This window comes from Sulfitobacter sp. M39 (assembly GCF_021735935.1).
Classification (GTDB): Bacteria; Pseudomonadota; Alphaproteobacteria; order Rhodobacterales; family Rhodobacteraceae; genus Sulfitobacter.
Window position 1 is genome coordinate 2,189,048 of sequence record NZ_WMDZ01000001.1, and the last position, 18,058, is coordinate 2,207,105.

The following is an 18,058-nucleotide window of genomic DNA, read 5'->3' on the forward strand; positions in this document are numbered from 1 at the left end:
TATCAGGGATGAGTTAACCCTGAACCGCGCCCAATGCCACCCCCGCCTTGCTTAGCGCATCCCAGATACGGCCATCGCGACCATAGATATCGGCGCGATACTGCGTATGGCCGCGCGGCGTGGTGAAGGCAGTACGGTAGATGATGTGGACCGGCACTTCGGTATCAAGATGAACGAAAGTCTCGCGGCCTGTGGCCAGTTGCCGTTTGAAATAGGCGACAGGGTCAGCCGCTTGCGGGGCCAGCAGCGTATAGGCGAAATCAAACGGATCGGCGAGCCGCACGCAGCCGTGGCTAAAGGCACGAACGTCGCGGTCAAACAGGCTCTTGGAGGGCGTGTCGTGCAGGTAGATGTTGTATTTGTTGGGGAAAATGAACTTCACCAGCCCAAGCGCATTGGTCCGCCCCGGCTTTTGGCGCATGCCATAGGGGAAGGTGCGCGCTGTATAACGGCTAAAGTTCACCGACCCACGGCTGATGATCCGGCCGCGGTTATCGATCAGATCAATATGACCCGCGGCATTGGGGTTGCGCTGCATCGACGGCAGATATTCCTTGGTCACGATCGACCGCGGCACCGTCCAGGTCGGGTTGATGACGATATATTCCATCACATCCGAGAATTCAGGCGTCAGGCGGTCCGATTGGTTCGCCCCCACGACCGAGCGTGTCTCGAAGGTGACCTGCCCGTTGTCGACGACGGACGCGGTAAAGGCTGGGATATTGACCAGCACGTGACGTGCGCCGCGTTCCTTGTTCAACCAGCGTTCACGCTCCATCGCGACGATGACGGATTGCAGCCGCGTCTCGACGCTCTTGTTGATCTCGGCCATGGTGCCGGAGCCGGCAACGCCGTCCTCGTTCAGCCCGTGATCTTTTTGAAAGCTGCGCACCGCTTCTTGCAAAGTGGCGTCATAGGTCATCACGTTGGACCGTTTCAGATACCCCATCGACATCAACCGGTTACGCAGCGCGACCACTTGCGTGCCTTGCGCCCCGGGCTTGAGCGAGGATGCAGGCACCGCGGGCCCCCAACCGCCTTGGGTCAGCAAATGCTCCATCCGCAGCTTTTCACGCATCAGGGCGTTATACTCCATCGTCCGCGGGCGCAGATTGCGCAGGAACGGTGTGGGATCGGAAGAAATGAAATCGGTGATATAGGTCTGACGGTCGCGGTATGGCACTTCGCGCACGATGGACGGATCAATGCGCGACGGCACCAGCACACCGGTTTGCAGATCACGGGCGTATTGCAGGAAGACGCGGGTCAACTCGACCTCGGCCAGCCCGCGATCCCGCGGGGTCTGCGCGTTCTTAAGCTTGTCCATCAACCCTTGCGGGTCATAGCGAGCAACGGGCAGCCCGTGCAGATCAGCCGCGCGGATCGCCGACATAAGTGCGGCACGTCGGGCACGCTGTGTCTCTGTCGCTTCGGTCCAGATCGGCGCATAGCCGTGGGTCCGGTAGTAGGCGGCGATATCCTCATCCCGCGCGGCGGCTTCGGCAACGGCCTGTTTGAACGCGGTCACCTGCGCAAAAGCGGGTTGCGGCGCGGTAAAGAGAGTCAGAGCTGTGGCAGCAGCCCCCAGAAAACCGGCCATGCGGCGAAATTTCCGCGATTGAATGCTTAAAATACGAGTCATTGATTCCCCCGAAATCGGTAAGCTTTGGATTTCCTAGATAGGCAGGGAACCTCATGCGCTTGTCCAATAACAATGCCCGTGAATTGAAAACTAAGGATAAATTGATGCTTATCGGCATCGCCCCTGTGGCAAAAATGAACAACCAACTAAGGGTTGCGCAAAAATTCGCCTAAATTTGTTGATGGATGGAACCTTTTCGATTCAGCACTTGGTTCAAGAATCGCGCTATGCCATAAATTGTTGCATCTGGGGATCGATGGAAAACTCCGTGTAACATCATGGAACCAAAGGCAGAAGACGGGACATACAACAAATGACTGGTAAGAGCACTTCGGGCATGACCCGGCGCTCCGTATTGGGCGCATTCGCAGCGACGGCCGTAGCAGCGGCACCGACCTTCGCAAACGCAGCAGGATTTTTGCGTGGGGCCGGCGATATTCGTCGCATCAAGATGTATTCCGGCCGGACCGGCGAACGCATCGACATGATCTATTGGATCGAAGGCAACTACATCAAAGATGCCGTATCCGAGCTGAACTATTTTATGCGTGACTGGCGTACAGATGGCGTCAAGTCGATGGACCTGCGCACCGTGGACATCATGGCCGCGTCGCATAACCTTCTGGATGTGTCCGAACCCTATATGCTTCTATCCGGCTACCGCAGCCCGCAGACCAACGCGATGCTGCGTTCCAGATCGCGGGGTGTGGCCAAGAACTCCCTCCATATGCGTGGTCAGGCGGCTGACCTGCGTCTGGCGTCGCGTTCGGTGAACCAGATGGCACGTGCAGCGATTGCCTGTAACGGTGGCGGTGTCGGTCGCTATTCCGGCTCGAACTTCGTGCACATGGATTGCGGTCAGGTGCGTAACTGGGGCGGCTAAGCACCTCAGGACGACCACGGAAACAAAGCGCCCTCGGGCGCTTTTTTCGTTTCTAGCCAACGCGCTATCCGATCTCTTTCGCTCAGCCGATCCACACGAGCGTCACCCAGGCCAGCACCCCATAGCGCAACGCCTTGCCGATACCGACGATGGCAACGAAAGACCACAGCGGCTCTCTTAGCACCCCTGCGGTGACGGTCAGCGCATCGCCGACAACCGGAAACCAGCTTACCAGCAGCGACCAGCGGCCATAGCGCGCGTACCACATCTCGGCCCGCGCCATTTGCGACGGGGACGCAGGAAACCAACGCTTATGTTGGAACCGCAGCACCGCATGCCCCAGCCCCCAATTCACCACCGATCCCAAGACATTGCCCACGGTGGCAACCGCTAACAAAACCAGAACCCCGTGCTGCCCGTGGATCATCAGCCCGACCAGCAACGCTTCGGATTGCATGGGGAGAATCGTCGCTGCAAGAAAGGCGACCGCAAAAAGGCTCAGGTAACCGGTCATCGACGCGCCCGAACCAACGGGCATCTGGTGACCCGTTTGGGGCATAGCGTCCGATGATCGCACCGGCGGAATATGTCGTAAGGGGGGTATGGCGGACAGACAGGGATTCGAACCCTGGAGACGGTCTCCCGCCTACACACTTTCCAGGCGTGCGCCTTCGACCACTCGGCCACCTGTCCATTGAGGGGGTGTTTAACGTGACCTGCAGGCGGGGTGCAAGGGGTAAAACGCGCGAAATTCAACAAGATTTCAATGCGCCGCTCAGCTGTCGAGATGGACGTAGATCCGGCGGGTGCCGCGCCCCTTTTTCTCAATCTTGCCAAGGCGTACCGCCCCAATCTCTCCGGTGCGGGCAACGTGGGTGCCACCGCAGGGCTGCAGGTCGATCCATCCGTCACCCTCTCCGATTTGCACCAGACGCACGTTGGTCGCCGTGACTGGTGGTGCGACGGATAACGTCTTGACCAGTTCGGGTGCGGCTTGCAGTTCCTCTTGGGTGATCCAGTGATCCGTAATCGGCAAATCCTGCGCGATATAGGACGCCAGCGCGTCTTCAATGCCGTCGCGATCCTCTGGTGCATCGGCGAGGTCAAAATCCAGCCGCCCATGCGTGGCCGAGATTTGCCCTCCCACCACGGGGAACGGCACGACCACGGACAAAAGATGCATCAGGCTGTGCACCCGCATGTGCCGGTGCCGGCGGTCCCAATCCAGCTTTTGCGTGACATGGGTGCCCGGCTGGGGGATTTCTTCGGGCTCGGCCGGGACCAGAATGATGGACCCGTCCAGCCCCTTGACCGTTGTCGCGATCGGCATGCGCTGCTTGTCCCAGTTCAGCCAACCGCTGTCCCCAGGTTGCCCGCCGCCCGTGGGATAGAACACCGTCCGGTCCAGTACGATCCCGCCCTCGTCGGTGATGGCGATGACTTTGGCGGCGCTGTCGCGGGCATAGGCGTCGGTGAGATAGATTGGTTGGTTCAACTGTCCTCTCCGTCAGGTTTCGGGTCTGGCGCAGAGGTCCGCCTGCGCAGCCAGACATCCCGTTGTGGAAAGGGCACCTCTATTTTCTCGGCGGCGAAGCGTTCGACAACGGCATGATTGATATCGCTTTTGACCGACATCATCCAATTCACGTCGCGTAGAAACGCACGGATTTCAAACTCCAACGCGTCAGAGCCAAAGTTGACCAGCAGGACATTCGGCGCCGGATTGGCCAGCACCAGCGGCTGGTCCTCCGCGATTTCGCGCAGGATATTCTCGACACGGCGGGTATCGGTGCCATAGGCAACGCCAACGCTTACGATAAGACGGCCCACGGTATTGCCACGGGTAAAGTTGGTCACCGTCCCGCTAACAAGATCGGCGTTCGGGACAATGACATCGGTGCGGTCAAAGGTTTCGATCCGCGTGGACCGTACCGAAATATCGCGCACATAGCCGGACTTGCCACCGACCTCGATCCAGTCGCCTTCGGAAATGGGGCGTTCGATCAGCAGGATGATCCCCGAAACGAAGTTGCTGACGATGTTCTGCAGACCGAAACCGATACCGACCGACAGTGCACCGGCAACGATGGCAAGCGAGCTAAGGTCAATGCCCGCCCCCGTGATCGCGGCCAGCGCGGCCAAAAATATGCCGACATAGCCCAGCCCAGACAGCAGCGCGTTCTGCCCGCCGATGTCGATCTTGGTCTTGGGCAGGACGTTGCTGCGCAGCGTCCCTTGCAGCAGCCGCGTGAGCAGATAGCCGATCGCAAAGATCACCGCGAAGGCCAGCAGGTTCGACGGCGAGATCTGGCTTTCACCAATGGTGAACCCGCGCGAGAATGCGGCCCATAACTCGGTCAGGTCAGCGACCCGTGCGCCCCAGACCAGCGCAAGCACGGGCATCGCCAATAACAGCAAAATCAGACCGAAGAACAACGGCATCAGCGCTTCGCGTGCGGCAACGCCCTGCCCCGTGATCGCGCCATAGACATCCGCAGAAAAGCGTTGCAGCGCCATGACCAGTCCCAACACCGCCAGCGTGGACACATAGGGGCGCAGGATCGCATCGGACAGATCCTGATACCCAACGGCGAATAATAAGGGTGCCGCGACAGCCACCGCAATGGCCCCAAGCCCGACACTGCGTACAACCCGCGCATGGGTCGACGCTTTGGTGATACCATCGGCGTCTGGCGTATCCTCTTCGGGTTCACGGTAGCTGCGCAGAATGCGGCCAATCTGGAACAGCGCAAGGCTGGTCAGCAGGGCCAGCGGGAACTGTACTACTGCACGGGTTGCCGTGCTGGGATCGCCGATTTCAAGCACAGCCAGCGTCACGATCGACAGAATCATCACAAAGGTGATCGCGTTCACGTAGAACCGTGCGGATTTACGTTGCTTTGCGGACAGCGGCAACAACGCTTCGTCTTCGTCGCGGGCAAAGACCCGTTCGGACACCCAGCGGAAACCGAAAATCACCAGACCAATCAGCGGAAGCAGTTCAACCACCTGCGTCGCGCGCGTACCCAGAAAACCGGACTGCCGCGCCGCGATGGTCAGCAGATAGAGCCCTACCAGCGGGAACAGGATGCGCAATAGGGAGACGACAAAGCGCCAGATGCCCATACCGCGTGCCTGATGAACGCGGAGCGTATCCACGATTTTCATCGCCCAAAGACGCCCTCGGAACAGCAGCAGCAGACCCGCGATACCGGCAAAAAAGACAGTCGGCAGGTTGTTTTCCAGCGTATCCAGCGCGCCGTCTGTGTCTTGCTCTGCGCTTTCCTGCCAGAAGGCACCCAGTGCGTTCTGCATCTCGACCAATGCGGGGCCCCAGTAGGCGGGGTTCAATGGCGACGGCGTCGCGCGTAGCAACCGTTCGGTTTGGCGCTCGCGAATGATCTTGTCGATCTCGCGCACCAGCCCGTCTGCGCGCAGAAATTCACGCTCTGCGATCTGCACAGGGGCCAGCAGAGTGTTCAACTGCTGGTTGATGTCGGCGCGGGTCTTGGCTACCTCTGGCGCTTCGGGTTCGGCATTTTCGCCTTCGGGCACGGTACCCAAGGCGGCAAGCTGGTCGCGAAGCGCAGCGATACGTTCAGCGTTCAGCGTGCGCGCGGCCTCGAATTCAGCACGGTAGTTGACGATACGCGCGCGCAGGCTGTCGAGTTCAGAGGTCGGTGTGTCGGCCTCTTCAACCGATTGTTCCGCCTTGACCGCAACACTATCCCATTGCTCCGCCGTTTCTTCGACGTCGGTCTGCGCGAAAGCCGCAGTCGTCAGGCAAAGCGCCAGAAGACCGCAGGCCAGAAGCCCCCTGAGCGTCGCGATCATTGGTCTTCGAAGACGCCAGGAATGGATTGTGGGGCGCGGTCCAACCAAGCGGGTACGGGCAGATCTTTTTCACGCAGGAAGTCGGGGTTGAACAGTTTCGACTGATAGCGCGTGCCAAAGTCGCACAGGATCGTCACGATCGTATGCCCCGGCCCCATATCCTTGGCCAGACGCACCGCACCGGCGACGTTCACACCCGACGACGCCCCAAGGCACAGCCCTTCGTGTTGCAGCAGATCAAAGACATAGGGCAGCGCTTCTGCGTCCGAGACGTTGTAGCTGAAATCGGGCGTGAACCCTTCTAGGTTCTTGGTGATGCGGACCTGACCGATACCTTCCGCGATTGATCCGCCTTCGGCGACCAGTTCGCCCTTGGTGTAATAGTTATGCAGCGCGGCCCCGTCCGGATCGGCAATCGCGATCTTCACGCCTTTGGGCTGCAACGCCATGCCGATCCCGGCCAGCGTGCCGCCAGATCCTACCGCACAGCAGAACCCGTCAACCTTGCCGCCGGTCTGCTCCCAGATCTCGGGGCCGGTGGTTTCGATATGCGCCTGACGGTTGGCGACGTTGTCGAACTGGTTGGCCCAGATCACACCTTCGTTCGTGGTGCGCGCCAGTTCATTCGCGAGCCGTTCCGAGTAGCGCACAAAGTTGTTGGGGTTGCGGTAGGGTGCCGCGGGCACCTGCACCAGCTCGGCCCCGGCAAGGCGCAGCATATCCTTCTTTTCCTGACTTTGCGTTTCAGGAATGACGATCACGGTTTTGAACCCCATTGATGCGCCGACCAGTGCCAGCCCGATACCGGTGTTGCCTGCCGTGCCTTCAACAATCGTGCCGCCGGGTTTCAGCGCACCCTTGGCGATGGCATCCTGAATGATGAACAGCGCAGCACGGTCCTTGACCGACTGGCCGGGGTTCATGAATTCTGCCTTGCCGTATATCTCGCAGCCGGTTTCCTCGCTCGCCTTGCGCAGACGAATAAGAGGGGTGTTGCCAATGGCCTGCGCCAGATCAGATGCGACGTGCATGGGATGCTCCTAAATCAAGTTACATCCGGTGTAGCGGCGGGCGCTTCCAACCTCAAGCGTTCCCGATGCCGCGCAAGCCAGTAAGCGGCAATCACCAGCGGCGCATTGGCAGCTTCAAGCTGGTCTACCATCGTCATCAGCGCATCAAAGCCGATGGGATGGGACCGGATATCCTCGCTTTCCGCCTCGAGCCCGTTCACACCGGTGCTACCATCGGGCAAATCTGCAAGCCCCAGATAGATATAGAAAAATTCCGTAGAATCCCCCGGAGAGGCATAGACTTCCGCGATTTTTTCAAGCTTGCGCAGGGTCAGCCCCGCTTCTTCCTGTGCCTCGCGGTGCGCGGCGTCTTCGGGGCTTTCGCCCGGATCAACACGGCCCGCGATGGGTTCAAGTTGCCACTGCGCGCGATCCCCCCGCGCCACCGGCCCCATGCGCAGCTGCTCTACCAGCATCACCCGATCCCGCACCGGATCATAGGGCAGCACCAACGCGGCATCGGTCGCGACGAAGACCGCCCGCTCCAGCACATCGGTCATCGTGCCGTCGAAACGCTCGTGCGCGAGGTGATATTCGTTCAGCGCGAAATAATTGGTATAGGCGCGGTCAATCCGGTCGATCCGCACCTTGCCATCCAGCGTCCCTCCCCCGTGTTTCGACCCAAGCGCATTCACCTGCGCCGCTGCCCGTGACCGGATCATCGGGAACATCTGGGCCACGCGGTCGGCGGTGTAGACGCCGAAATAATCCATCACCTCGCGCGCGGCAAAGCAGCTAAGCGCGCCCCAGTCTGCCTGCCACTGCGTCAGCGACCAGCGGTCACGTGTCGTCCATTGATCGGGCCGCGCGAAATAGCCCAAAGCCTTTGCGCCGCTTTCCAACGTGACCTCTTGCAGATCGTAGGCAAAGCTGCCCTCGTAGAAATTCAACCGGTCCAGATCGTTCTGCCCCAGCCCGCGCAGCAACAACCCTTCGGCAGATTGGCCCGGTGCCGGCACGATGCAAGGGAATGGTCCCTCGACCACGGACAAGGCGATGTGATCCGGCAAACGGTCCGGCGAGATGTCAAGCCGGTCCGCCGCGCGCCCCATCACGATTTCAAGCAGCGGCACATGCCGCAACGACCCATAGAGAAAAAGATCTGTCATCGGCTTAAGGAAACTTGTTGTCGATAAGGTTTGTGATCACGCCGCTGACGGCCCCGCCAATCAACACGACCGCGATGATCGGCACCGTCGCCATGATCAGGAAGTATTCGGCACCGATACCGATCATGCCCACCAGCGCCTCTCCGACACCGCCATAGCGGTGCATCATCGCTTTCTCGATCATCTCGCGGCCTGCCTGAATGAACAGCCCCCAGAACACCAGAACCACGGCACCGGTCAGCCCGATGGTGATCCCTTCGGAAGCGCCACCGCCCGCACGTGCCCCCATGACCCGCCACCCGACCGCGAGCCCGAGGGCAATATTGGTGGGAATGAAATACCCGAACTGGGTGGATTCAGGCATCAGGGGCATGATCATGCGCGAAAGGGCAAAGCCCATCAGCGCCAGGCAGAAAGCAGCTGTCAGGCGGGCAGCGGTCGGCATCGGGATTTCCTTAGACTACAAGCAATGCGCCCTCAGGCCGGACGCTTCACGGTAATCTGTGTCACATCGCAATTGCCGCTGTCAAAGGTAGACGCGCAAGAGGTGAGGTAGAAATCCCACATCCGCTTGAAGCGTTCGTCAAAGCCCATGCGCGCGATCTCTTCCCACTTCTCATTGAAGGTCGTATGCCAACGACGCAGCGTGACGTCGTAACTTTTGCCAAATTCAATAGACTTTTCAACGGCTAATCCAGCACTCTCAACCTGTTGCTTCAAGACCGAAGGGCTTGGCAGCATACCACCCGGGAAGATATATTTCTGAATGAAATCAACGCCTCGCTTGTATACCTTCCAGCGACGATCCGGCACGGTGATGATCTGCAAGGTCGCTTGACATCCAGGTTTAAGGCAGGCGTGCAACGTGTTGAAATACGACGGCCAATACTGTTCCCCAACGGCTTCGAACATCTCTATGCTGGCAATACCATCGTAGGTGCCACGCTCGTCACGGTAATCTTGAAGCTTGAACTGAACAACATCGGCCAAGCCCGCGTTTTCAATACGTTCTTTGGCGTAGTTAAACTGCTCTTTGCTGATGGTGAGGCACGTCACCTTGAGCCCGCGTTCCTTCGCTGCATATTCAGCGAAACCGCCCCAGCCGCAGCCGATTTCCAGCACATGATCCCCAGCCGAGACCCCCATCTGATCCACCATAGAGGCATATTTCGCGGTCTGCGCCGCCTCTAGCGATTGTTGGAAGCCGTCCTCGAAAAGCGCGCTTGAATAGGTCATCGTATCATCAAGCCACAATTTGTAGAAATCATTCCCCAAATCATAGTGATAGCTGATGTTCTTACGCGCTTGCTTCTTGCTGTTGCGCTGCAACCAGAAGCGCAGGGATTCAAATTTACGGATCAACCCCATGCCGGGGAATGAATCGTAGATATCCTCATTCGCATGGGCCACGTCCATAAAGGCCTGCAGGTCCGGTGTGCTCCACCATTCGTCAAGGTAGGCATCGCTGAAACCAAGATCACCCTCCCTGATAAGACGCGCGAACAAGTCATTGTTATGGATACGGATTTCGGCAATGGGCAGCGGGTTCTTTCCGGTTGCGCGAAAGCACCGCCCGTCGGGCAAAACAAAGTCGACCTGCCCGTTTTGCATTTCCTGCGCCATCGCAAAAACACGCGAGAAATATCGTGGAAGGGCAGTCTGCCCCTCGGTGCTGGTCAAAATCATTCGCTCTCCTGTATGCGCTTGGACGCGTATCTTATTGGTTTATGGGTGTTACGTGGGAGATCCACGTTTCATAAAGGTTAAAAGTTTCGCCCCTTATAGGTTTCAAGGGCGCGTTCGCGGCCTTCGTCGAGCGCGATGATCTTCTCGGGATAGTCATCATCCGCCGACAAGGGCCAACTGCGCGGGATCGCGTCAAAGAACGCAAGCGCGTCCTTATGCGGATTGGCCCGCCCCTCGGCGATCCAGCGACTGGCGTAGTCTCTATTCTTATCAAATTTATCCAGCTGTGTCTCGGGGTTGAACACGCGGAAATACGGGGACGCATCCGGCCCCGACCCCGCCGCCCATTGCCACCCCATCGCATTGCTCGCGGGGTCCCAGTCGATCAGGCAATGTTCAAACCACTTCTGCCCGATGCGCCAGTGACACATCAGATGTTTCGTCAGATAGCTCGCGACGATCATGCGGCCGCGGTTATGCATGCGGCCGGTGACATAGAGCTCGCGCATGGCGGCATCGACAAAGGGCTCGCCCGTGCGCCCCTGTTTCCAGGCCTTCACCTCGGCGCGGCGTTCATCCTCGTTCCAGGGGAAGGCATCCCATTCGTCGCGCCAGTTATCGGTCAGCATCCGTGGCGTGTGATGCATCAAGTGATAGGCAAACTCGCGCCACACCAGCTCTTTCAGAAAGGTCTCCGCCCCCTGTTTGCCGTCGTGCAAGGCGCGCTGTGCTGCGTGCCAGCATTGATGCGGGCTGATCTCACCCAGCGACAGGTTCTCGGACAGGTTCGACGTGCCATCGGTGCCGGGAATGTCGCGGGTCTGCTTATAATCGGCTACCCCATGCGCCATGAACGCCCCCAGCCGCGACTGCGCGGCTTTTTCGCCCAGACAGACAAACGGGCGCACCACATCGACACCACGGTCCATCGCAGCCCCCAAGCCCCAGCCGTCCAGCGCATCGCTGTCGGGCCAGCTTTCTGGCGCGGGCAGGTCAGAGGGCGCGGACAGCGGCGGCTCGACGTCGCGGGTTTTGACGTTGTTCCAGAACGGCGTGTAGACCTTATAGCAGTCGCCCGCCTTGGTCTCGACCGTCCAGGGTTCGAACATAACGTGCCCCCCAAAGGATTTCGCCTCTATCCCTTCGTTGCACAGGGTCTCTTTGATCTTGCTGTCGCGCTGAACGCTGTCTGGATCATAAAGCCGCGACCAATAGACAGCGCCCGCGCCCGTCTCCTTGATCAGAGCCTGTAATTCCTCAAGCGCATCGCCTTCACGCAAGATCAGCCTGCTCGACACCCCCTCCAGACTGTCCGCAAGCGCCCCGATCCCCAAACCAAGACGCCATTTCGGTGCCGCGCCAAGGGAGTCGACGGTCTTGTCCTTGATAAATACGGGTATTACGGGCCGCCCCGCATGTGCAGCCGCGGATAAGGCCGGATGATCGCTAAGCCGCAAATCGCGGCGATACCAAAGAAGGATGGGGCTTTTATCGGACATGTCACACTTTGCGTTAAGGTGATGCAAAGCTAGTGCTGCCCCCGCAAGGTCAAGGCCGTATCAGTCCCTAAATACGCCAAACGGCGACCCCAAGGGGCCGCCGCCAGACAAATCTTAACCGTAGTGCCGGTGGTTTAGCCGTTCACATCAACCACAACACGGCCCCGCACCTGACCGTTCAGGATATCTGCCCCCAGCTTGGGCAAATCGCTCAGCGTCGCAGGCACGACCATATCCTCAAGCTTGGACAGTGGCAGGTCTTTCCCGATCCGCTGCCATGCGCGCAGACGGTTGTCATAGGGTTGCATGACGGAATCGATCCCCAGCAGGTTCACACCGCGCAGCAGGAATGGGATCACCGTAGCCGGCAACCCTGCCCCGCCCGCAAGACCGACAGCCGCGACCGAACCGCCATATTTCATCTGCCCCAAGACCCGCGCCAGCATCTCGCCACCCACAGCGTCAATGCAACCGGCCCAGGTTTCGGATTCCAGCGGACGTTTAACGGTTTCGTTCAACTCTTCCCGCGCGACGATCTGCGTAGCACCCAGCGATTTCAGATACTCCGCCGTATCCGGGCGGCCCGTCACACCGGCGACCTCGTGGCCCAATGCGGCAAGAATGGCGACCGCGACCGACCCCACGCCACCGGCGGCACCCGTCACCAGCACCGGCCCGTTGCCCGGCACCAGCCCGTGATCTTCCAGCGCCATGACAGACAGCATCGCGGTAAAGCCCGCCGTGCCCACGGCCATGGCTTGGCGGGTATCCAGCCCCTCGGGCAGCGGCACCAGCCAGTCTGCCTTCACACGCGCCTTTTGCGCATAGCCGCCCCAATGGGCCTCGCCCACACGCCAGCCCGTCAGCACGACCTTATCGCCGGGTTTGTAGCGATCATCGTCCGATGCCTCCACGGTGCCTGCGAAATCGATACCGGGAATATGGGGATACTTACGCACCAAGCCGCCGCCCGGTCCGATGCACAGCCCGTCTTTGTAGTTCACGGTCGAATATTCGACAGCAACGGTCACATCCCCCTCGGGCAAACGGTCAAGGTCGATCTGGGTGACCTCGGCATGGGTCTTGCCGGTGTCCTCATCCTTATTCACCATCAACGCATCAAACATCATTTCTCCTGTCTCGGACCGCTGTTCAGGGCCCGCTTCATTTTGCCAATAAACTCCGGGGAGCCCGAGGGGCTGGCCCCTCGGTTCCATGGGTTCAAGCTGCGCGCCAGTGGGGGTGCCCGCCGACTCACATCTTGCAAAATTAATGTCAGACAATTAAAGTTTTTCCAAACCATAAATGTAAGACATATGAACTCCACGCCAGAAACCGCCTCTGATCTGTCCAGCCATATTGCCGCGAACATCCGTGATGCTATCATCAAGGGTGTGCTGATCGTGGACGAACGCCTCCCCTCCGAGGCGGAGCTGTCGGCGCAGTTCAACGTATCGCGCGCGACGGTCCGCGAGGCGCTCAAGCGGTTGGCGGCACAATCGTTGATCCGTACGCAACGGGGGGCAACCGGCGGCGCTTTCGTCAATCGCATCAGCTTTGAAGCCGCCCAAGCGCAGCAGATCACCACCTCTACCCTGCTTTTGTCGATGAACGACGTGAGCTTTGAGACCGCCTGCGAGGCCCGCTTCGCGCTAGAGCGCGCCTGCGCCCCCCTGTCGGCAGCACGCAGGCAGGATCATCATCTGGACGCGATGCAAAACGCGCTTGCCGCGCAATCTGCCCCCGATCTGTCGGACGCGGGATTTTGCGCGGCTGATGTCGCGTTTCACCGCGCGCTGGTCGATGGGGCGTGCAATCCGGTGCTGTCCTATCAACTCGCCGGTGCGGTCGAAGCGATGCAGCCGTTGATGAACATGATCACCTTCACCGCTTGGTCCCGCGACGCCATTGTCGCGCGCCATCGTGACATCGCCACCGCCATCGCCGCCCGCGACTCCACGGCCGCCGCCCAGGGACTGATCCTGCTTGAGGAAGAGACCCAGGCCCTCGCCCGCACCGTCTTTGCCCGCCGCAGCAAACAGATTGACGCGGCCCGATAGCCGCGGGCCACCTGTCGATTTCGAAGCTTTCCCCTTGCAAAGCAAATCACGCCCCTTATATTTGGGATGTCCTTCGGGACTATGGGTATAAACGCGCATGTAATAAGCGGTTCGGACCCGGGGGCGGTACCCGGCGACTCCACCAAACATCCGTCATTTGCGGATCATGGGGTCGAAATAGGATCGACGAACGTCTAAAGATGTAGCTTTATCTCGGCTGACTGCCACCGTTATCGGCGTAAAATGTACAATTGCAAATGACAATCGTGCTCCAATGGCGATGGCCGCGTAAGCGACCGGAACTATTGAAACTTAAGTCCTTACGTTTAGCGACCTAAGGCGGGGTTCGCAGGTACCTGGCAACAGAAACCTGCACTTTACCTCCCCCGATATCTCCGCCCTTTCGACAGCCGCGTGCATCTTTCACGCTGTTCTATCTGCTGATCGAGCGCTGCCTTCGACGAGGATTTTTGCCATTTGGAAGATGCGGGCGCGCTTGACCTTGGGGTCCGGTACTGCGACCTCTGGCGCGGGGCATCGTGAGAGGCATATGCGAGATATGAATGTACCGGAATGGGGCCTGCTGGCGCGCGTGTTCGGGCGGATCGGGGTGCTGTCCTTTGGGGGGCCAGCGGCACAGATCGCCTTGATGCACAAAGAGCTGGTCGAGCGTCATCGCTGGCTTTCGGAAGACGGGTTTTTGCGCGCACTGTCCTTGTGCATGTTGTTGCCCGGGCCAGAGGCGATGCAGCTGGCGACCTATGCCGGATGGCGGCTGCGCGGCACCCTTGGCGGGCTGTTGGCGGGGCTTTTGTTTGTGCTCCCCGGGGCTGCGGTCATCCTGGGGCTGGCCTTTGGTTATGCCTATTTCGGCCAGCTTCCTTTGGTTCAAGCCGCGTTCATAGGGATAAAGGCGGCGGTCATTGTCGTGGTCTTTCAAGCCTTGCGCAATCTGGGGCGGAAGGCTTTGCACGGGCGCGCGGGATGGGTGCTGGCTGCGCTGGCCTTTGTGGCTCTGTTCGTCTTTGGTCTGCCCTTCCCGCTGATCATTCTAGGCGCTGGCCTTTGGGGCGCTTTTGGTGCCACCGGGCACGGCAGCGTGGTCGAGATTGAGGGGCTACATCACCGCCCTGCCCGGCCCGTCGGCGTCATCGGACTTTGGGTCGCGCTATGGGCGTCGCCGCTGCTGTTTGTCTGGGGTGTGGGGAATGAATTCCTGCTCAAGATCGGGCTCTTCTTCTCGAAGCTCGCGGTGGTGACCTTTGGCGGCGCCTATGCGGTGCTGGCCTATATGGCGCAGACCGTGGTGCAGGATCACGGGTGGATCACCACCGAGCAGATGATCGACGCCCTGGGGCTGGCCGAGACGACGCCCGGCCCTCTCATTCTGGTGACGGAGTTTGTTGCCCTGCTGGCCGGTTTTGCCCAATCGGGCCCATGGGGCGCGGTCTCGGCCGGGATGCTGGCGCTCTGGGTGACGTTTACACCCTGTTTTCTATGGATATTCCTTGCCGGCCCGTATCTGGAGGCGATCTCGGCGCAGCCACGGCTGGCGGGGGCCTTGCGCGCGATTACCGCCGCCGTCGTCGGTGTGATCGCCAATCTGTCGGTCTGGTTCGCGCTGCATGTGATGTTTGAACGCGTGCTGCCTATGACGCATCTGGCTGTGCCTCTTCCTGATTGGAGCAGCTTTGATCCTGTCGCCGCTGTGTTAACGGGTGTGGCGGGGGTGTTGATGCTGGGGCTGCGGCGCGGCTTTGTCCTGACGATGACGATAAGCGCGGCATTGGCACTTTTCTGGAGCCTGCTGCTATAAATTTTTGCGCCCCCTTTTCACTGGTGTGAAATGCCGTATGCTATCGCCATCAACCAAGGCCGGAGAGAAGTAATGAGCCGAAGCATTGAGTATGGCAATCTGATGCACGATGCCATGCGCGGGTTAATTCGTCAGGTATTACTTGACGTTGCAGCCAATGGCCTGCCCGGCAACCATCACTTTTTTATCACGTTCGACACCTCTCATCCGGATGCGGAACTGGCCGATTGGCTGTCCGACCGCTACCCCGGCGAAATGACCGTTGTCATGCAGCATTGGTACGACAAGCTTGAGGTCACCGAGGAAGGATTCTCGGTCACGTTGAACTTTGGCGATGCGCCGGAACCGATGTATATCCCCTATGACGCGATACGCACTTTTGTGGATCCGTCGGTGGAATTCGGCCTGAAGTTCGAACAGCAAGAACCCGGCCAGCAGGACGAGGACGAAGACCTGCCCCAACAAGACGAAAGCGAGCTTGAGGTCGAGGAAGAAGCCCCCAAAGCCGCCGAAATCGTATCGCTGGACAGCTTCCGCAAGTAATCGACCGGTCAGCGCGCCTTGTCGCCAAGGTTAGCGCCATCGGCTCATTGCACCGCTGCGGCCCGCGGGGTAAACCCTGATCAGACATAAGCCCAAGATCAGGAGCCTTTTCATGGCCGATACCCGTACAGAAACCGACAGCTTTGGCCCATTGGAAGTGCCGTCCGACAAATACTGGGGCGCGCAGACCCAGCGGTCGATCATCAACTTCCCCATCGGGTGGGAAAAACAGCCGGTGCCGATCATCCGTGCCCTGGGTGTGGTGAAAAAAGCCTGTGCGATGGAAAACCTGAACCAGGGCAATCTGGACCAGAAGCTGGCCGATGCAATCACCGCCGCCGCGACCGAGGTGATCGAGGGCAAGTTCGACGACAACTTCCCGCTGGTCGTCTGGCAGACCGGTTCCGGTACCCAGTCGAACATGAACGCGAACGAGGTGATCTCGAACCGCGCGATCGAGATGCTGGGCGGCGAGATGGGGTCGAAAGATCCGGTCCACCCCAATGACCACTGCAACATGGGACAGTCGTCCAACGATACCTTCCCCACCGCGATGCATGTCGCGATCGGCATGCAGGCCCGTGACGTGCTGCTGCCCGGCCTGCAAAAACTGCACGACGCCTTGGTTGCGAAGTCCGAAGAGTTCAAGGACATCATCAAGATCGGCCGGACCCATACCCAGGATGCGACACCGCTGACCTTGGGTCAGGAATTCTCGGGCTATGCGCATCAGGTGAAAAAGGGGATCGAACGGGTCAACGCCTGCCTGCCCGACATCTATGAACTGGCCCAAGGCGGTACTGCCGTTGGCACCGGTCTGAACACCAAGAAAGGCTGGGCCGAAGCCGTGGCCGCGCATATGGCCGAGATCACCGGCCTGCCCTTTGTTACCGCGCCCAACAAGTTTGAATCGCTGGCCGCCCATGACGCGATGGTCATGTTCTCGGGTGCGCTGAAAACCGTGGCGGGATCGCTGTTCAAGATCGCCAATGACATGCGCTTGCTGGGGTCCGGCCCGCGTTCGGGTCTGGGCGAGTTGATCCTGCCCGAGAACGAGCCCGGGTCGTCGATCATGCCTGGCAAGGTGAACCCGACGCAGGCCGAAGCGCTGACAATGGTCTGCGCGCATGTCATGGGTAATGACGCCGCCGTCGGCTTTGCCGGCTCGCAAGGGCATTTCGAGCTTAACGTCTACAACCCGATGATGAGCTATAACGTCCTGCAATCCATGCAGCTTTTGGGCGACAGTGCCTCGGCCTTCACAGACAATATGGTTGTCGGCACACAGGCCAATGTTGAACGTATCGACAAGCTGATGAAAGAAAGCCTGATGCTGGTCACAGCGCTGGCCCCCACGATTGGCTATGACAACGCGACCAAAGTCGCGAAGACGGCCCACAAGAACGGTACGACGCTCAAGGAAGAAGCAATCGCCTTGGGCTTTGTCGATGCCGAAACATTCGACCGCGTGGTGCGGCCGGAGCAAATGATCGGACCCAAAGAATGAGCGCCCCCATCAACCTCAACAAGGTCAAGAAAGAGCGCAACCGCGCCTCGCGCAAGGCCCGTGCCGATGAAAACGCGGTACAGTTCGGCCAGAGCAAGGACCAGAAAGAGGTTTTGAAAGCCCGTCTGGCGCAAATCTCGCGCAATCTGGAAGCCCATAAGCGCGACACATGAGCGCCCGACCGGTGAAACATTCGGTGACCCTTCGGGGTCACCGTACGTCGATCTCGCTGGAGGATGAATTCTGGCAGGAATTGCGCGACCTAGCACAAGAGATGGACATGCCGATCAATGCGCTGGTGGCGCAGATCGATGCAGAACGCGGCGTTGAAGCGGGGCTGGCCTCTGCGATCCGCGTCTATGTGCTGCGTGCATTAAAGGAACGTTTACCTTCGCGGGGGTAAGTTTCC

Annotated in this window: 17 protein-coding genes, 1 tRNA gene and 1 other RNA gene; 8 read left to right on the top strand and 11 right to left on the bottom strand. The window is 59.6% G+C overall.

Annotation, left to right across the window (positions count from 1 at the left end; all coding sequences use genetic code 11):
• Positions 1-13: 13 nt before the first annotated feature.
• A complete protein-coding gene (locus tag GLP43_RS10640; protein WP_237279956.1) occupies positions 14-1,600 on the bottom strand; it encodes a L,D-transpeptidase family protein in 1,587 nt (528 codons plus the stop codon).
• A 379-nt stretch (positions 1,601-1,979) separates the two neighbouring features.
• On the opposite strand from GLP43_RS10640, the gene GLP43_RS10645 reads away from it, so the two are divergent.
• Positions 1,980-2,525, top strand: a complete 546-nt coding sequence (locus tag GLP43_RS10645; protein WP_005853653.1) for a YcbK family protein — start codon at positions 1,980-1,982, stop codon at positions 2,523-2,525.
• 82 nt (positions 2,526-2,607) lie between these two features.
• On the opposite strand, the gene GLP43_RS10650 is transcribed toward GLP43_RS10645, so the two are convergent.
• The 10 genes from GLP43_RS10650 to acuI form a co-directional block, all read right to left on the bottom strand.
• On the bottom strand, positions 2,608-3,063 hold the full coding sequence (locus tag GLP43_RS10650; protein ID WP_237279287.1) for a YqaA family protein: 456 nt from the start codon (positions 3,061-3,063) through the stop codon (positions 2,608-2,610).
• 65 nt (positions 3,064-3,128) lie between these two features.
• Positions 3,129-3,218: transfer RNA gene (locus GLP43_RS10655), tRNA-Ser, on the bottom strand.
• Between the two features lie 82 nt (positions 3,219-3,300).
• Complete coding sequence (locus tag GLP43_RS10660; protein ID WP_237279288.1) at positions 3,301-4,020, bottom strand: alanyl-tRNA editing protein; 720 nt, start codon at positions 4,018-4,020, stop codon at positions 3,301-3,303.
• The gene (locus GLP43_RS10665) at positions 4,017-6,359 is read right to left on the bottom strand and encodes a DUF3772 domain-containing protein (RefSeq protein WP_237279289.1); all 2,343 of its coding nucleotides are present in this window, start codon (positions 6,357-6,359) and stop codon (positions 4,017-4,019) included. The genes GLP43_RS10660 and GLP43_RS10665 overlap by 4 nt, the downstream gene beginning before the upstream one ends.
• The gene (locus GLP43_RS10670; RefSeq protein WP_237279290.1) at positions 6,356-7,390 is read right to left on the bottom strand and encodes a cysteine synthase A; all 1,035 of its coding nucleotides are present in this window, start codon (positions 7,388-7,390) and stop codon (positions 6,356-6,358) included. Before GLP43_RS10670 ends, GLP43_RS10665 begins: the two co-directional genes overlap by 4 nt.
• 14 nt (positions 7,391-7,404) lie before the next feature.
• Positions 7,405-8,538: an NUDIX domain-containing protein gene (locus GLP43_RS10675; RefSeq protein ID WP_237279291.1), complete on the bottom strand. Its 1,134-nt coding sequence runs from the start codon at positions 8,536-8,538 to the stop codon at positions 7,405-7,407.
• 4 nt (positions 8,539-8,542) lie between these two features.
• On the bottom strand, positions 8,543-8,983 hold the full coding sequence (locus GLP43_RS10680) for a TrgA family protein (RefSeq protein WP_237279292.1): 441 nt from the start codon (positions 8,981-8,983) through the stop codon (positions 8,543-8,545).
• Positions 8,984-9,015: 32 nt separating this feature from the next.
• A complete protein-coding gene (locus tag GLP43_RS10685; RefSeq protein ID WP_237279293.1) occupies positions 9,016-10,224 on the bottom strand; it encodes an SAM-dependent methyltransferase in 1,209 nt (402 codons plus the stop codon).
• A gap of 77 nt (positions 10,225-10,301) precedes the next feature.
• On the bottom strand, positions 10,302-11,723 hold the full coding sequence (locus tag GLP43_RS10690) for a cryptochrome/photolyase family protein (RefSeq protein ID WP_237279294.1): 1,422 nt from the start codon (positions 11,721-11,723) through the stop codon (positions 10,302-10,304).
• Positions 11,724-11,857: 134 nt separating this feature from the next.
• Positions 11,858-12,850, bottom strand: coding sequence for an acrylyl-CoA reductase (NADPH) (gene acuI, locus GLP43_RS10695; RefSeq protein ID WP_237279295.1), 993 nt, complete (start codon positions 12,848-12,850; stop codon positions 11,858-11,860).
• Positions 12,851-13,039: 189 nt separating this feature from the next.
• Between acuI and GLP43_RS10700 the strand changes: the two genes are divergently transcribed.
• The 7 genes from GLP43_RS10700 (at position 13,040) to GLP43_RS10730 (ending at position 18,052) form a co-directional block, all read left to right on the top strand.
• Positions 13,040-13,783: a FadR/GntR family transcriptional regulator gene (locus tag GLP43_RS10700; protein ID WP_237279296.1), complete on the top strand. Its 744-nt coding sequence runs from the start codon at positions 13,040-13,042 to the stop codon at positions 13,781-13,783.
• Positions 13,784-13,813: 30 nt separating this feature from the next.
• Positions 13,814-14,160, top strand: a transfer-messenger RNA (tmRNA) gene (gene ssrA / locus GLP43_RS10705).
• A gap of 182 nt (positions 14,161-14,342) precedes the next feature.
• A complete protein-coding gene (gene chrA, locus GLP43_RS10710) occupies positions 14,343-15,599 on the top strand; it encodes a chromate efflux transporter (RefSeq protein ID WP_237279957.1) in 1,257 nt (418 codons plus the stop codon).
• Positions 15,600-15,671: 72 nt separating this feature from the next.
• Positions 15,672-16,142: an SspB family protein gene (locus GLP43_RS10715; RefSeq protein WP_005853671.1), complete on the top strand. Its 471-nt coding sequence runs from the start codon at positions 15,672-15,674 to the stop codon at positions 16,140-16,142.
• Between the two features lie 112 nt (positions 16,143-16,254).
• Entirely contained in the window at positions 16,255-17,649 is a 1,395-nt protein-coding gene (gene fumC / locus GLP43_RS10720) for a class II fumarate hydratase (protein WP_005853673.1), read from the top strand.
• Positions 17,646-17,822 carry a DUF4169 family protein gene (locus tag GLP43_RS10725; protein WP_005853675.1) on the top strand — a complete coding sequence of 59 codons (177 nt, stop codon included), beginning with the start codon at positions 17,646-17,648 and terminating at the stop codon, positions 17,820-17,822. Before fumC ends, GLP43_RS10725 begins: the two co-directional genes overlap by 4 nt.
• A complete protein-coding gene (locus tag GLP43_RS10730) occupies positions 17,819-18,052 on the top strand; it encodes a ribbon-helix-helix domain-containing protein (protein WP_064216470.1) in 234 nt (77 codons plus the stop codon). Before GLP43_RS10725 ends, GLP43_RS10730 begins: the two co-directional genes overlap by 4 nt.
• The last annotated feature ends 6 nt before the right edge of the window (positions 18,053-18,058 follow it).

What these genes read in the sequence shown, in the direction of transcription:
- GLP43_RS10640 (WP_237279956.1), bottom strand. Translation starts at nt 1,600, where the DNA reads ATGGCCGGTTTTCTGGGGGCTGCTGCCACAGCTCTGACTCTCTTTACC.
- GLP43_RS10645 (WP_005853653.1), top strand. Translation starts at nt 1,980, where the DNA reads ATGACCCGGCGCTCCGTATTGGGCGCATTCGCAGCGACGGCCGTAGCA.
- GLP43_RS10650 (WP_237279287.1), bottom strand. Translation starts at nt 3,063, where the DNA reads ATGCCCGTTGGTTCGGGCGCGTCGATGACCGGTTACCTGAGCCTTTTT.
- GLP43_RS10665 (WP_237279289.1), bottom strand. Translation starts at nt 6,359, where the DNA reads ATGATCGCGACGCTCAGGGGGCTTCTGGCCTGCGGTCTTCTGGCGCTT.
- GLP43_RS10670 (WP_237279290.1), bottom strand. Translation starts at nt 7,390, where the DNA reads ATGCACGTCGCATCTGATCTGGCGCAGGCCATTGGCAACACCCCTCTT.
- GLP43_RS10675 (WP_237279291.1), bottom strand. Translation starts at nt 8,538, where the DNA reads ATGACAGATCTTTTTCTCTATGGGTCGTTGCGGCATGTGCCGCTGCTT.
- GLP43_RS10680 (WP_237279292.1), bottom strand. Translation starts at nt 8,983, where the DNA reads ATGCCGACCGCTGCCCGCCTGACAGCTGCTTTCTGCCTGGCGCTGATG.
- GLP43_RS10685 (WP_237279293.1), bottom strand. Translation starts at nt 10,224, where the DNA reads ATGATTTTGACCAGCACCGAGGGGCAGACTGCCCTTCCACGATATTTC.
- GLP43_RS10690 (WP_237279294.1), bottom strand. Translation starts at nt 11,723, where the DNA reads ATGTCCGATAAAAGCCCCATCCTTCTTTGGTATCGCCGCGATTTGCGG.
- acuI (WP_237279295.1), bottom strand. Translation starts at nt 12,850, where the DNA reads ATGTTTGATGCGTTGATGGTGAATAAGGATGAGGACACCGGCAAGACC.
- GLP43_RS10700 (WP_237279296.1), top strand. Translation starts at nt 13,040, where the DNA reads ATGAACTCCACGCCAGAAACCGCCTCTGATCTGTCCAGCCATATTGCC.
- chrA (WP_237279957.1), top strand. Translation starts at nt 14,343, where the DNA reads ATGAATGTACCGGAATGGGGCCTGCTGGCGCGCGTGTTCGGGCGGATC.
- GLP43_RS10715 (WP_005853671.1), top strand. Translation starts at nt 15,672, where the DNA reads ATGAGCCGAAGCATTGAGTATGGCAATCTGATGCACGATGCCATGCGC.
- fumC (WP_005853673.1), top strand. Translation starts at nt 16,255, where the DNA reads ATGGCCGATACCCGTACAGAAACCGACAGCTTTGGCCCATTGGAAGTG.
- GLP43_RS10725 (WP_005853675.1), top strand. Translation starts at nt 17,646, where the DNA reads ATGAGCGCCCCCATCAACCTCAACAAGGTCAAGAAAGAGCGCAACCGC.
- GLP43_RS10730 (WP_064216470.1), top strand. Translation starts at nt 17,819, where the DNA reads ATGAGCGCCCGACCGGTGAAACATTCGGTGACCCTTCGGGGTCACCGT.